We start from the raw sequence: 12939 nt of genomic DNA on the forward strand, positions 1-12939 counted from the left end.
GTCGCACTACAGGTGCTGGGCTACATAGCGCGGCACATCGAAAGGGGCACCATCTAGGCTAAAGTGATTATCTAAGGCGTAGGCCATTTTTTCTAATGGCGCATCCATATACCCGACACTTTGAATTTCCTGCATATAGCGAGCAATAAATTGCGCCATACCAAGGTGCTGCCATTGGGCGACATGTACTAACTCGTGAAAGTGAACACGGAGGTTTTTTGCCACATGAGGCTGCAAGTAATAGGTGTTGTTATAAGTGATACCAACGGCATCCATATCGATAAAAGTGCCAAGCCCAAGCTGCCGAAGCTCTGGAAAGTCGGGTTTAGGAAGGGTATCGACGACAACAAAATAGGCATTATGTAGAAAGGCCGTAGGATAAAAATCAGCAAAGTTATCCATTAACTGATAACAACTCTGCCTCTGCAGTGTAAACTCATTGTTGGTATGCTCTATCCATTGGGTTATCTGTTCTAACATTGATACCTTCCTTGTAATTGGGGGCAGTGGCAGCCTAATGGCTGGGTCCCGTTCGCGCAACACATGTCTTTTTCATAGTTTCCAATATATTAATGTATAGGGCAAGCAATGCTTAAAATCATCGATAAATATGAATATTGGTAAGGTTTAAGATGGATTTGGTTGTTAAGGGCGGTTATTTTAAATTTAGTTTAATGCATATTTAAAGGTGCTTTTTTAAGTGGAGATGGTGTGAGATTTTTATTGTTAATTATTCCTTTTTCGTTTTCATTGTGTGCTGAAGAGTCAGGCGTTATCCCAAAAAGTATTAACTTTGTTTCAACTCATTGGGTGCAAGGAAAAGGAACTTTTAGGGTAATTAGTTTTAACTCAGAGTACGAACCCTGTTTTATCATTGAAAACTATGAAGGCGGCCTCCACGCTGGTTTAACAAGTAGCAATAAGGTGTGTTCAGTTAGCGTACCAAGCAACGAGGTTGTAAATATCAATCACGATAGGTCAGGGGGGAGTTGGTTTGAAGACTTTGAATGGGTAGATGATGGGCTTTCCTTTGCGTTTGACTCCGCAAAGGGAAAGTTTAATTGTATTGCTGGGCTACCTATCTCCGTTGGTGATTTACCCCAGTGTATGGAAAAATAGAATAGTTAAATGGATTTATAGACTTTCGCTCATTATTACCGAAAGCAGATTAAAATTTTAATTACTCTTATGCCTGTCCAATTATCTACTTACCAACCCAAGAATCGCAATAAGCTAGGGCTTAATTACTTTAAAGAACCAATATAACTCCCTACTGCCATGAGCAAAAGCCTTGCCGCAATGCTGATTAAAGCTTGTAACCACGCTTATTTCAGGCCAAAGCGTGATTCTCAGTGCTGAAACCTAAGCGCGTGATTACACCGAGGATTTTGTTACAACCTAAGCTTGCATTGAACCGCCTTCCTTATAGACTAGGGATCAATAAAAAGAACAATTCGAGCCATCAATGGAATGTATTTTCTTTGGCGAGTATCGGTTTGATACCAGCACCCATGAATTAAAGAACCAAGAATATTCCGTTTCCTTAGACCCAAGAATGGTTGCGCTGTTGCGCTTTTTTCTTGCCAACCCAAACAGAATTATTAGCCGAGACGAATTGCAACAAGCCATCTGGCAAGGGGTGATAGTCACCGACAACGCTATTAATAAGCTTGTTGCCAGCTTGCGAAAAACATTGGCCGATGATCCTAAATCGCCGCGTTATATTCAAACTGTGCCAAAGCAGGGCTACCGCTTTATTGCCACTGTACGCACTCAAGATAGTCTCAACACAAACGGGCATGTGGATGAAATTAACACCAACACCCAGCCCAAAAGCCGCAACCTTGCCGTTAAAGCTGCGGCGCCCGTACTAATTTGTGCGGTGGTTGTATTGTTGTTACTTTGGCAAAGCGGAGAGAACGGCGGCCTAAATTACGGTGAAAATACCGTACTAACCCGCGTTGACGGGGCTAAAAGAAGCCCAGTGGTGGCGCCAAAAGGGAACACTGTAACCTTTATCAATAATACCTATGCCAATGGTAATGAGTTATGGCATAAGCGCTTGGACAACAACAATGACGATGTTGGTGCGGTTATTGAAAGTAAAGATTATTATTTTGACTCCCTTATTGCTCAAACCGCCAACGCACTGATTGTTAAAGGCTACTACCAAGACCAATGCGGCTGGTTCAAGGTGCCGTTTAGTCGTGAAAGTGCAGCACTGACTGCACCAAGTGCACAAATACTTGATTGCGAGAGCTTAATATCGCACCGATACACTTTTGATACACAAACCGAGTCGGTTTGGCTGCTTGGTCATGCCCGCAACCATGAGCATAGAAATAGGCTCTATCGAATTAATCTGAACCAAGGCCTTGAGCCGGTGGCTGTTGAGTTGCCCGAGCAATGGCATTTAGTTGATCTTGACTTAAAGCCCGGAGCCAAAAATTTGTTATTGGTTGCCAATAATAGTGAAGGGCAAAGTCGACTTTACCAGGTTGACCTTGCTACTGGGGCGGCAGAGCCTTTGATTGATGTTGCGCAGCAGTTGAATCAAGCTATTTGGGGCCATGCGCAGCATCAGCTTATTTATGTTTCCGCATCAAAACCCGCACAACTACAAATGCTGAATATTCAAAGCGGTGAGTCTCAGGTAATCGCCAGTTTAGGCGATAGACTATGTTGCGCGCTGGCGCGCCACCCCAATGAGAAAGATTACATCTACTCAACCTACGATAAAAACATAGATATTCGCTGGCAAAACCCTGGATTTGAGCTGGACAACAGTAATGGCAATGAGCGATTGCCGGCATTCGCTCATACTCAACCCGGTATTTACTTTGTTTCCAATCGTGCTGGCAGCGACCATATTTATTTTCAGGCCCCAGGACAAAGAGCACAGCAAATAGTGCCTATGTCCGAGCATATGGTATTAAATGAGCTGGCGGTTTCACCAGACGATAGGCTGGCCGTAGTTAATCATGATAATCGTCAGCTCTGGCTGGTGGATATTGTAGAGCACGGTATAGCCAAACGAGCACACATAGATGGCTATGGCTTTGCACTGTCTTGGCTTAACCCGACGTTGTTTTCTTTAACGGTGAAGAATCAGCACCAGCGCCGAGTGAGGATTTACAACCGACAGATGTAGTTATTGGCTGAGCTAGACGCTCCTTGGGTACGCATTCTCGTCGATAACAGCGAGCCACAATTTGCTTACCTCATAAATCAAAGCAATGAGTTGTATCGTTTTTCCTTTTCCGAGATTCTTGATGGCCGGCTACCCGAGGCTGAGCCGATAGGAGAAGTGGCAAGCTATGCGAATGCCATTATTGATAACGGGGTGTTGTATTTAAATAACTATAAAGAGGCGCAGCTTTCCTCCTACAAGATAAATTCAGCCTCTTTGCAGCTGTTAACTAAGCAACCAGTTAATGCTTACTATGGCTTTGATGTTGAAAATGGGCAAATTGTCTATGGTGGTACGCGTGCGTTTAGCAGTGATCTGTATACAACACACGCGCAATAACAGGTTATGGCTTAAAAAGGGGGAGGGAGCTGTTAGCTTCGTGGCGCTACCATCTGTAGGTGTAGGCCATTTTTATAGCGGTTTCGTCAAACACTTGCTCCCGTTGGTGCCAGCCCTGCTGCAAATCGTAGCCCCGGTTAAGGCTAAGCAAGTACACGGCGTCTGGCGACGGCTCATAACGCACTCGACTGAAAACTGAAAAACTGTCAGCTTGGGTGTTATGCTGCAGCAGGTTATTCCACGACCATTCAGTGTTAAAGGCGATATTCACGCGTAATTGAGTGTTGAAGAGCTTATCAGCGGCGGTGTCGGTATCGTAGTAATACATATCGCGGCTCAGTTCCAAATACAAATGCCTATTCGGGCGGTAATTAAGGGTGGTGCTGAGTCGTTCAAAGTCGGCATCGTAAAACATCCCTTTTGCGAGTCTGGCGGTGACGTAAAAAGGTTTACTGTTCGCTGTTCTAAAATAGAGCTCATTGTGGCTGTAGTTATACTCTCCGGCTGTGAAGGTCAATTTATCGGTAAAGTTAAATGGTCGCTCGAGTACTTTTTGATAGCGGTTGTGACTGAGAAAAAAGAAGTTATCACCTTTGGTTTCAACCTGAAGCGGCCTTATAAATACGCTTTGCCCTTGGCGATGCCCCTCAGTGTTCTCCCTTAGATAATAAAAACCAGTGAACTGATAATAATTAATATGCTGAGCTAACCAACCCGATTTCGGCCGTATCCGATAATGACTCACGCTCTCGTAGTAGCGTAAATCTCTGCGATTCACAAACCCCAAAGCAGGGTTAAAGTCTTTACCTATATATTGAAAGCGCCCGCGTAAATAAAAAGCGTCGTTTAGCAGCCTCAGCGAGGCGCCATATGATGCTTTATCAGCATCGTTAGGCTGCACTTTATCTGCCAGCTCCGCTTGCTGGTAGAAGGCATGGGCAACTAGAGGATAGTCATTAAACAGCGTACTTTGGTAGCGGTAATCGGCACCTATTAGGGTTCTATCCCCCGAATCATCTGGGCTGCCATGAGTTAAAATGGCGCCAAGCTGATGCGCAGGGGCAACTTGATGAGTTAATCGCGCTACACTTAGTTGCGTTTGTTGTGCTCGCGAAGTATCGCTATCTTGATTGACGCTTAATATCCCTAAACGAGTGTCGCCGATTTGCCCTGTGAGCTTGGTCCCCCAGTTGATATCCAGTAAGTTCGAGTCTTTACCTTGTCCGATGCGCCGGGAGTAAAACGCCATGCCGTTCGCGTAGTTATCATCCATACCGCCAAAGCGAAAGATCTGACTATCCTGCAAGAAAAAATCGCGCTTTTCAGTAAAATACTGGCTAAAGCGCGTGGTATTAAGCGGCACTTCGTCCACTTCTGTGCCGGAAAAGTCGGTGTTGAGGGTTAACATTCCCGAGAGACTTGGGGTCAGTTTATAGAGTAGGTCCAACGATGGCGCTAAGTCGCTCTCACTTTGGTTACGTTTATAGGCCAAGCTCGGCTTTGCTTCAATTCCAAGCCCTTGCTCTAAGCCCGTTAAACCGCTAATGGGCGCCAATTGATTGGTATGCCAGGCATAATTGCTGGGGTTATTGAGGTTCCAGTACACCTGAGTGTTCGGGCTCGCAACCCTATGGCGAAGCTGTAGCCCCCAGTTTTCGGCATCTTTTTCAAATGAGATGGACTGCATGGGAATAGCAATTTCCACATACCAACTTTGTGCCTCAATACTGGTTTTGGCATACCAAAGGGTCTTCCACTCGCCAATATAGCGGGTGCCATCGACTAGGCCGTCTTCTTTTACACCGGAGGGGGTGACATGAAAAAGATAGGCATCAGATTTATCGAAGTTGGTATCTAACACCAAACCGAAGTAATCTTCATGCCACATGTACTCACCTTGAGTGAGCACCCTGTCGGTGAGAGTTTGCTCAGGCTGGCTGATCTTCGCCGCTACGTAAAAGAACTCGCTATCGTAGCTGATATAAGCTTGTACCGGATAATCGGGGCGCTCGCCTATATTTGGGCGAAAAACGACAAAGTCCTCTATGCGTTTTGCATCTCGCCACTCACCCGCAGCGAATTTGCCATCGATTTTGGGTTTATTTTTTAAGTTGGGAATGGGCGTATCGGTTTGGGTGAATTGTTGCCACTTTGCCTGTACTGGCGCACCTATTAAGCAAATAAATAATATGAGTAACTTAACAAAGTAGCGTTGAATGGTTAGAGCGTCTTTCATCTTTTTTTCTCGTTGTAAAACACCACTGGATGATGCGCGAATGAGCGCAAATAAAAGTGATAAAGACGAGAAATTAAGTGACAAAGTTGTGATTAAAGGTGATAAAGCAATGCCTAACAGGCTGAATATAAATAATTTTTATCAGAAAGCTTTATAAAAAGTAGAGATTGCTTTAAAAGCCGAGTATCAATATCAAGGGAAGTTAACCGTGGCTTGAGAAGCACAAGATAGGCACAATGGTAAAGCTACAGTAAAGGAGTTTATGCAAAGTGATAAAAACCAAAAAAGGAATAGTTTATAAATTTGTTCTGGCATTTTGGCTGTCTATGGGGGTTGTAAAGGCACATGCAATCGATAATCCGGATGCACCAGACTTAATTGGAGAATTTGTAAAACGCGAGGCTAGCTATTTGTTAGCGATTGAAAACCCTAAAAATAGTACAAGTGACTATCTTGTTGCCTATAACCATTACTTGAACTTTTTGAATGAAGAGCTTGAGAAAGCTGCGCAAGAAATGACGTCCAGATTACCAGATAATAGACGTTCAGAGTTGATGGCTGCGCAGTTGAACTGGGTAAAGTATCGTGATGCGGAATTTGAGTTTATTAAGAATACTTGGAACCGTAAAAGTTTTGGTAGCTCCGCAGCGATTTCTCGTGGTGGTTATCGGGCAAGTATAGTTAGAGATCGTATTTTTCAATTGTTGCATTACACAAAGAACTTCTGAGCACAGGTACTGTAAAGCAGATGATATTTTAGATACTTGCGAGCACTGAGTCATAAGGGGTGAGGTGAGTAGGGCGATAAAAGCCGAGCGTAGCAATAACTGTTTGGTAAAGCCATTTTTCGGCTCCCCAAGTGCGCGAATCGTAACCCAATACTCTCCACAAGCTTAATACCCTTCTACCAAAGGGAGCCTAAACTTTGCACCTATGGGAGTTCATGGTCAAAGTCTTCTTTTTCAATAGTCCTAGGCAATAGAGCCGTATTAATGCCAAACAAACTATCATCAAAGTCAGTGCAAGCAGTTTTAACTTGGACTTTATCCCCATTGAGCACCATCACTCCTGCGGATTCTGATTTGCTCCAGAGGGTATCGTTGATCCGATATGAGTTACACATAACATCATAAACAACGTAACTGGTATTTCCGGTTTTAAACCTTACCCTATTAACAGCCCCTCCGGAGCAAGCCGCGCTACTGAAAATAGGAGAACTCAATTGGCGTTCAATGTTATCCCGAGTTCCAAAAAGGTACTTAACTGAGCCAGTAGAGGTTAAGCACACAGAAATGTTTTTTGTCCCTACCTCACAAGAAAAGACTATTTTATCGTCATATTCGCAGAGGTTTTTTCCAAATGCGGGAAGGCAAATGATTGATGAAACAATTAAGAAAGTTACAGATTTCACTATTCGCTCCTTTGCCTTCACACTTTCGTTAGTTATTTTGTAAATTTAAATTGAACTGATTTAATGTCGACCCACATGGACTCTCCTTCGGTTAAATCTGTGGTTGCATCATCAATGACCATTTCAGGGTAAAGGCTAGGTTGAGTAAAACCTTGCTCTGGAAGGAAATCTCTATGGATCTGTCCACTTCCCATAAACTGAGACAGACATAATTAGAGTTTTCTGTAATGATTAATGCAGGAGACGACTATGAAAAAATCACGCTATACAGAATCTCAGATCATCGCAGTATTAAAAGAAGTCGATGCGGGTAGGAAGGTTGAGGAAGTGTGCCGTCAGCACGGTATCAGTAGTGCAACCTATTACAACTGGAAGTCCAAATACGGTGGGATGGAAGCCTCTGACGTCAAACGGTTGAAGGAGCTTGAAGAGGAAAATGCCAAGCTTAAAAAGATGTTTGCAGATGTTAGTTTGGAAAATCATGCGATTAAGGAGCTTTTCGCAAAAAAGGGTTGGTGACAGCGGATAAACGAGAATGCGTCAGCGTAATGGTTGGTGCGGGGCTAAGTATCGTAAGGGCTTGTCTGTTTGTTGGCATTGGCCGTTCGACCTTTTATCGCCCTGAACGAGACTGGCGTAAAGCAGATGCTGCTGTCATTGATGCTATCAATGCCGAGCTTGAGAAGTCGCCACGAGCAGGCTTCTGGAAGTGTTTTGGCCGAATGCGCTTCAAAGGCTTTCCCTTCAACCATAAGCGCGTTTATCGCGTGTATTGCCAGATGGGGCTGAACCTAAAACGAAGAACGAAACGTGTGCTACCCAAGCGAATTGTTCAGCCCTTAGAAGTGCAGGAGCAAGCCAATCACCAATGGGCGCTCGATTTTATGCATGACACATTGTATTGCGGTAAACGATTCAGAACGTTAAATGTGGTGGACGAAGGAACGCGAGAGTGCCTTGCAATTGAAGTGGATACCTCGTTGCCCGCTAGCCGTGTCGTACGCGTGTTAGAGCAGCTTAAGGCTGAGCGCGGATTACCGAATCAGCTGCGCGTAGATAATGGCCCAGAGTTAATATCGGCCACCCTGACTGATTGGTGCGAGGCCAATCACATTGAGCTGATGTATATCCAGCCTGGCAAGCCGCAGCAAAATGGCTTTGTTGAACGCTTTAACGGTTCATTCCGCAGAGAGTTTCTTGATGCCTACTTGTTTGAGAATCTCAGCCAAGTGCGAGATATGGCTTGGTTCTGGCGATTGGATTATAACGAAGAAAGAACCCATGAAAGTCTCGGAAACCTGCCACCGGCTGCTTACCGAGCAAAACTGGAAGATTCTAATTTAGAACTGTGTCATTAACGGGGAAGTGGACAGATCTTACTTGACCAGTTCCAAGGTCCGTCTTGCCAACCTTCTAACACTTCGGGCTCAGGTTGTGGATAACTAAGGTATGTACTTACCTGCACAGGAGTATCCTCACTTATGTGAGCCAGCAAGGAACTTTGGTTAGTATCAAAATTTAAAATTAAGCTGTTACCTGTTTGAGTTAACTGCACAGTATTATTATCTTCGTTACTATCAGTGGTGGACGTTATAGAATCTGTCTGGTGCTGTGGTAAGAGAGTCCAAATTTTACTCCCTAATTCAGCAATCGAAATTTCATGGTTATCTGTATAGTCATCCGCTCCCTTGTAGTGCTTGACGTTTATAGAGATATCACCAGAGTCCAACACACCATTTTTATTGATATCAAAATTAATTCCATAGTCATATTCGACATACCCATATTTTTGGGCATTTCGGTTAATCGTTATATAAGAGGGTAAATATGAAAGTTCTAGCTTGACCTCAACATTTTCTACACCGTAGAAATTTTCGCACCCAGGGTACGGATTAAAGGAATTAGCTTTTGAAAAAGAGAGCATATATCCATCTTCTTCGATAATTAAATCCGAACCTTGTAACTGAAAATTAGATGTTGCTCGTTCGCCTGACTGTATGTCGGTTGCAGTTAATGATGATGCAGTACTGCTATTTACCTGAAATAGTCCAGATTCATAACAACCCCGCTCTTCATCTAAGGCAAAGGTTGTTATAGAGTCTTTTGAAATAGCCACGTGAACCAACGGACCAGTTGACCATACTCCGTAAAATTTACTATCTAATGGTTCGTCTACTGTTTCTTGTTGTTCAGCTTTATCGCTTGAACCACCACAACCGGCTAGTACTGCACAAAATATGATTGAAAGGGAATGATTTTTAACCACAATATATCCTTATCTTTTTGAAATAACTGCTAAATGACAGCGTTAAATTTGACATGATGTACCGACGCTTCTTTTTGGGGAATCGCTCGTTGGCGATACTTGCGCTATGCACCGGGTCGGTAGGTAATTGTTCCTGTGAGTTTACGAGTGAACGTTAGAGTTTGTTATTTTTTCCAGGCGTCTTGTTCATTTTTGCAGCTACATAATAGACCCACAAAAAATAATGAAACCAAGTCTAAACCAACGCCAAAACCTAAATGACTCCCCCATAATAAATGAAGTGAGGGGTCAAATAATGAAGCTTTCAGTGATATTCCATCTTGTAAAACAACCGCTAGGTATCCAAGGCCTGAATATGAGTAATAGATGAAGCCCAAATTCAATGACAGCAACTGAGCAACTTGGTTGAACAAAGACAAATGAAACCCTGACTTTTTCCTCTTTAGCAGCAAATAACCCGCTAACCCATTGAGTATTGAGGCCACTAGGAGGATTGCGACATTCAATAATGTCACCTGCTCAAATAAACTAGCAACACCAACATATAAAAACCCGATGCAAGTGATGATTTGAAGCCAAGCAAGAATGTTTAAGCGGCTATTTACTGTGATATGGAACTTGTCTTCTTCGTTTTGCTGGTATTGTTCTACATCTTCTTTTCTTACTTCCAACTCATTAAGCAGTTTTTGATATCTATCGGGGTAGGCATGCTTATCAATGTTGCTTAAACTTTCTTGTAATTCTGGGATGGAGTAACTTGAATAGTCCACTTATTCTCCTGAAAAATAACGTCCTGTTAATAATGAAAATATAGTTGGCTAGTATAAGCCACGAAGAAGCAAAGCCAACTGTATTTTATCCTAGAAGGTGGTTAGGGTTATTGCTTATGCGGGAATCCACATTGCTTCTGTGCTTCAGCTTTATTTTTAGAATTATTGACCATAAAGTCCAACTTGATTGTAGTTAGTACTGGCGCTTTATCAGTATTTTTATCTGAAGCTGACCACTGCCAATTATTTAATGCTGCTGCTGCATGCTTGTCAAAGACCCCTTCAGGGTATGACTTTTTGACTTTATAACCTCCCGCTTTCCCGTTTTCCTTGATGCCTACAACAAGCTCTACGCAGCCAGATAGACCTTCCTTAGCAGCACCAACTGGGTATTTGGGGTCTTGTCTTTTTTCTAATATCCAATACTCATTAACTAATTCCTTTTTATCGTCTGAGGTCAAATCAATATACTGAATTTGCTCTTTAGGAGAAGTAGGGGGAGTCGTTGAGACACATGATATCAAAAAAAAGCTAAAAATTGATAATGTAACTGTTTTTCTCATTGCTAAGTCCTTATGGCACTAACGTCCTGTTAATAATAAAAAATTTGATTGGCCAGAATAAGCGACGAAGGAGTAAAGTCAATAGTATTTTGTGCTTTTTTAAAAAGCTTACTGGATAAAACTTCACCACTGATGTGCGGGAAAATGAGTTACCTTATTACTGTCAATTAGCGTCCAGCCTGTTGATTATCGATCATATAAATTCATTAGCTAATGCCCAGCAGTATGGGTAAGTCCTAGCCGCTTGTTAACTGTTTCTCCTGATGAATTTTGCAATTTTACACTCTTCAGGAACACGCTCTATTCGACGCTCAAGGTCTGTAGCTTCTGTGACTAACTCTGAACGATGAGGTAATTCCTTTGGTAGCTTAATGTTTTTAACGACCCCTAGATTATGAAGAGCGTTTAATACCCACCAACCTGGGTCCGGTTCATCTTTGTATAAACCAAGCATAGCTGAGCCGGGGTATGCGTGATGATTGTTGTGCCACGCCTCACCCATTGATAGAAAACCGGCAATACGAATATTGTGTCCCTGAACAGCCGCACCTTCGACTGCCCAAGTCCGTTGCCCGTGGTTATGAGCAAAGTAACCAATAAGCCAATGACCACCGACAGAGATGACAACCCGTACAGAAATACCCCATACTAGCCACGGTAAACCACCCAATAGATATAGAGGAATTGCGAAGACTAACTGTTGAAGCAACCAATATTTTTCAATAAAAAGGTAGAACCTATTCTTTGACACTTCATCTTCGATCGTAAACTCAGGTGGATATTTCAAATTGAGGTCACAGTTGAGCTGCCACCAACCATCTTTAACTATTTTTGATCCATGCAATAAGAAATCATGGCATTTTTTCTGGCGTTGCGCCCAATCTCTTAAGTCGTGCTGCTTCATCATTCCAATTGGCCCAGCCATACCAACTAGCACACCCAAGTAGACAAATAAATATTCCATCCATTTTGGACATTCATAAGATCGGTGAATTAGCAATCTATGCATTCCCAGGGAATGTCCAAAGCAGAGTGTTACAGCAGTCAACGAGACAAATACGATAAGAGCTGAAAATGAAAATACGAAAGGAGCGATGCATAACGCAGCGAATAGATTTGAAAGAAACCAAATTGATTTCAAAGGGCTCCATACTACGTCACCCTCAAATGCGCTTTCCGATCTTTCTGAATTGACTCTTTCAGTATTTCGCATAACTTCCCAGATACAGTTAACGCCTTGGTGACATGCGCCGCCAGGCGTCATGTTGACCAATTTGTTAGCTTATTTTATCTACTTTATTCTTGTTTCTAATATAACCTAGCTGGAAAAGCTCTAGTGCTATGTTTTTTAGATCCTTAGTTTGAGCTTCTGATCTTTCGCTCTTTGTAAGCAACTGCTCGTACTTACTCATAAGATGCTTAACTTCTTGTTCTTTTTTACGACAATTAACGCACTTCACACAGTCAGCATCGATATAAAACCTTAATGACTCGTACCAATATTTCTGCTCTTTAGCAAAGAACAGGAACCATTTACCACACGATTCACATTTTTTCTGAATATCTACATATATCGGTCTGGGATAGATAGAGTAGTTTTGTTTCTCTATATCAGCTTTAATGGCCGTTTCAGGAAATATGGAATCTTCAGAATATCTCCAATGAGCACGCAATATCTCCTCGAGGGTAAATTTTTCCCCTGAGTAAATGGGCTTATCACCGTACCTCGGGTGATCTACATATTCTTTGAATCTAGATTTCCGTTTCTTGCTCATACTTTTACAAGCTAACAGTGTATTAGCGTGCATTTCGGGTTAAGCCAGAAACTTAAATAATAAACACTTAGTTGCACACTTAATATTTGTCCATAAATTCATAAAGTTACCAGAGTAGATTGGTAATGTCTAAATAGAATAGGGTGGTGGGAAACGAGCATTGAGATATCCGAGCCTAACAATGGCACGGTATGTAAAATAGTAACTTTAATATTTTCAGTGCTTTAGCCTGATTTTCTACTTATTCGAGCCAAAAGCTGTTCTGTATAACGAGCCTCATTTTGACCTTAGTGGACAACTTCACTTATTCCAAATTTACATGCTGGTGCGCATCACCACTGAGCGACTCCGAAAAGCCAAGTAGCGCAGCTATTCTTGCTTTTGGCTGT

The 12939-nt window shown here is 42.6% G+C and carries 13 protein-coding genes; 5 read left to right on the plus strand and 8 right to left on the minus strand.

Annotation, left to right across the window (positions count from 1 at the left end):
• Positions 1–6 precede the first annotated feature (6 nt).
• Positions 7–480: a hypothetical protein gene (locus tag PRUTH_RS17020; RefSeq protein ID WP_151173987.1), complete on the minus strand. Its 474-nt coding sequence runs from the start codon at positions 478–480 to the stop codon at positions 7–9.
• Between the two features lie 231 nt (positions 481–711).
• Between PRUTH_RS17020 and PRUTH_RS17025 the strand changes: the two genes are divergently transcribed.
• From PRUTH_RS17025 to PRUTH_RS17035, 3 genes are all read left to right on the plus strand, one after another.
• The gene (locus PRUTH_RS17025) at positions 712–1119 is read left to right on the plus strand and encodes a hypothetical protein (protein WP_151173988.1); all 408 of its coding nucleotides are present in this window, start codon (positions 712–714) and stop codon (positions 1117–1119) included.
• A 346-nt stretch (positions 1120–1465) separates the two neighbouring features.
• Entirely contained in the window at positions 1466–3151 is a 1686-nt protein-coding gene (locus PRUTH_RS17030) for a winged helix-turn-helix domain-containing protein (protein ID WP_151173989.1), read from the plus strand.
• Between the two features lie 3 nt (positions 3152–3154).
• Positions 3155–3529, plus strand: a complete 375-nt coding sequence (locus PRUTH_RS17035; protein ID WP_151173990.1) for a hypothetical protein — start codon at positions 3155–3157, stop codon at positions 3527–3529.
• A gap of 46 nt (positions 3530–3575) precedes the next feature.
• Here the strand turns inward: PRUTH_RS17035 and PRUTH_RS17040 are convergent, their stop codons facing one another.
• Positions 3576–5765: a DUF5916 domain-containing protein gene (locus PRUTH_RS17040; protein WP_151173991.1), complete on the minus strand. Its 2190-nt coding sequence runs from the start codon at positions 5763–5765 to the stop codon at positions 3576–3578.
• Between the two features lie 269 nt (positions 5766–6034).
• On the opposite strand from PRUTH_RS17040, the gene PRUTH_RS17045 reads away from it, so the two are divergent.
• Positions 6035–6493, plus strand: coding sequence for a lysozyme inhibitor LprI family protein (locus tag PRUTH_RS17045; protein WP_151173992.1), 459 nt, complete (start codon positions 6035–6037; stop codon positions 6491–6493).
• A 203-nt stretch (positions 6494–6696) separates the two neighbouring features.
• On the opposite strand, the gene PRUTH_RS17050 is transcribed toward PRUTH_RS17045, so the two are convergent.
• Positions 6697–7176, minus strand: a complete 480-nt coding sequence (locus tag PRUTH_RS17050) for a hypothetical protein (RefSeq protein WP_151173993.1) — start codon at positions 7174–7176, stop codon at positions 6697–6699.
• Between the two features lie 249 nt (positions 7177–7425).
• On the opposite strand from PRUTH_RS17050, the gene PRUTH_RS17055 reads away from it, so the two are divergent.
• Positions 7426–8534, plus strand: a protein-coding gene (locus PRUTH_RS17055; protein WP_151172498.1) for an IS3 family transposase whose coding sequence is annotated in 2 segments (ribosomal slippage) — positions 7426–7675 and positions 7675–8534 — 1110 coding nt in all. Because the reading frame shifts where the segments join, the coding sequence is not laid out codon by codon here.
• Here PRUTH_RS17055 and PRUTH_RS17060 read toward each other — a convergent pair.
• The 5 genes from PRUTH_RS17060 to PRUTH_RS17080 form a co-directional block, all read right to left on the minus strand.
• Positions 8531–9442 (minus strand): hypothetical protein, encoded by a 912-nt coding sequence (locus PRUTH_RS17060; protein WP_151173994.1) that lies wholly within the window; start codon positions 9440–9442, stop codon positions 8531–8533. The genes PRUTH_RS17055 and PRUTH_RS17060 overlap by 4 nt on opposite strands.
• A 164-nt stretch (positions 9443–9606) precedes the next feature.
• The gene (locus tag PRUTH_RS17065) at positions 9607–10212 is read right to left on the minus strand and encodes a hypothetical protein (RefSeq protein WP_151173995.1); all 606 of its coding nucleotides are present in this window, start codon (positions 10210–10212) and stop codon (positions 9607–9609) included.
• A 107-nt stretch (positions 10213–10319) separates the two neighbouring features.
• A complete protein-coding gene (locus PRUTH_RS17070) occupies positions 10320–10775 on the minus strand; it encodes an energy transducer TonB (protein ID WP_151173996.1) in 456 nt (151 codons plus the stop codon).
• 247 nt (positions 10776–11022) lie between these two features.
• Positions 11023–11916, minus strand: a complete 894-nt coding sequence (locus PRUTH_RS17075; RefSeq protein WP_238319644.1) for an acyl-CoA desaturase — start codon at positions 11914–11916, stop codon at positions 11023–11025.
• A 136-nt stretch (positions 11917–12052) separates the two neighbouring features.
• Complete coding sequence (locus tag PRUTH_RS17080; RefSeq protein ID WP_151173998.1) at positions 12053–12550, minus strand: zinc-ribbon domain containing protein; 498 nt, start codon at positions 12548–12550, stop codon at positions 12053–12055.
• Positions 12551–12939: the final 389 nt, after the last annotated feature.

Source organism: Pseudoalteromonas ruthenica, assembly GCF_008808095.1.
Taxonomy (GTDB): Bacteria; Pseudomonadota; Gammaproteobacteria; order Enterobacterales; family Alteromonadaceae; genus Pseudoalteromonas; species Pseudoalteromonas ruthenica.